Raw genomic sequence first — 1,231 nt, 5'->3', positions numbered from 1 at the left:
CAGCGTTCAATCTGAGCCATGATCAAACTCTTCAGTTTAAAATCAATAGTACATATAGTGTACCAATCTTGGCTCATCAATTACTGACAAAAATTTGCTCAAATAAACTTCGAGTAATTTCTACCATTAATCAATGAAAATAATTTCGATCAATCAACTAGTAAAAATCCACACAAGTTGTTCTTCATAATCTCTTAATGATCTTTCTAACATCTCGTCAATGCTAGAAGCTGGACTTCGATAAACTTAACAATTCAACGCTTCGCGTTTCGTTCGTTTCCGTCTATCTCGTCGGTATGGTGCTCATTATAGGGCAATTTCTTACACGTGCAAGTGCTTTTCACTCACAAAGAACATGAGTGTTTCATTTTTATGCACCATTATGGTTCAAAAAACACACTTTATTCACATAAATACATGATATTTATTACAAATATCATGTAAAATATTTTTCCTATTTTGTGTACTTAGTTTTTTACAGGTGCTGCTTTAATCACCACACTCTGTATAACCACTGGGTTTACAGGGACATTTTGGTGCATTCCATAGTTCGCAGTTGGAACTTTTACGATTTTATCGACGATATCCATCCCTTTAGTGACCTTACCAAAAACAGCATATCCCGCATTCATTGCACTTTTATTGAGAAAGTCATTGTCTACAACATTAATAAAGAACTGACTACTTGCTGAATCAGGATGATTCATCCGTGCCATTGCCAATGTGCCGCGCTTATTGCTCAAGCCATTACTTGATTCATTCTTAATAGCCGCTTTTGTTGGCTTCTCCTGCATTTTGACATCCATGCCCCCACCCTGAACCATAAATCCAGGAATCACGCGATGAAAGATCGTGCCGTTATAAAATTTTTCTTTTGCATAGCTTTCAAAGTTTTTAGCTGAGATAGGTGCCTTGTCATTGAATAGCTCAATTTCAATATTGCCTTGAGAGGTTTTCATTTCGACAATAGTATTGGCAGCAAAACTGCTTAAGCTCACACAGCCAAGTGCTGCGGTAAATAAAATCTGTTTTAACATTTGCTAACTCTTCTGGTTGATCTCGTACTTGTTATTGACTGTATATTAGTCTTTGATGATTAAAAAGTAAGGCTCTAGACTAGCAGATTTACACTTAATTTTACCTAATGAGGTTCCACAGCTCAGTTGCTAACTCATTAGGTTCCCTCATCCAACGCCATTCAGTTTCTTTAAGATGATAATCAAAGTACTCT

General features: G+C 36.2%; 1 protein-coding gene and 1 pseudogene. Both read right to left on the bottom strand.

Annotation, left to right across the window (positions count from 1 at the left end; all coding sequences use genetic code 11):
- Positions 1 to 467: 467 nt before the first annotated feature.
- Positions 468 to 1,037 (bottom strand): peptidylprolyl isomerase, encoded by a 570-nt coding sequence (locus FTT85_RS18465; protein WP_180184121.1) that lies wholly within the window; start codon positions 1,035 to 1,037, stop codon positions 468 to 470.
- Positions 1,038 to 1,137: 100 nt separating this feature from the next.
- Positions 1,138 to 1,231, bottom strand: a pseudogene (locus FTT85_RS18460) (IS1595 family transposase); the annotation flags it as partial.

It is taken from the genome of Acinetobacter sp. YH01020, from assembly GCF_013420275.1.
GTDB classification, from domain to species: domain Bacteria; phylum Pseudomonadota; class Gammaproteobacteria; order Pseudomonadales; family Moraxellaceae; genus Acinetobacter; species Acinetobacter amyesii.
This window is presented reverse-complemented; position numbering and strand designations above follow the sequence as displayed.

Coding starts and splice junctions, on each gene's coding strand:
- FTT85_RS18465 (WP_180184121.1), bottom strand. CDS start 1,037: ATGTTAAAACAGATTTTATTTACCGCAGCACTTGGCTGTGTGAGCTTA.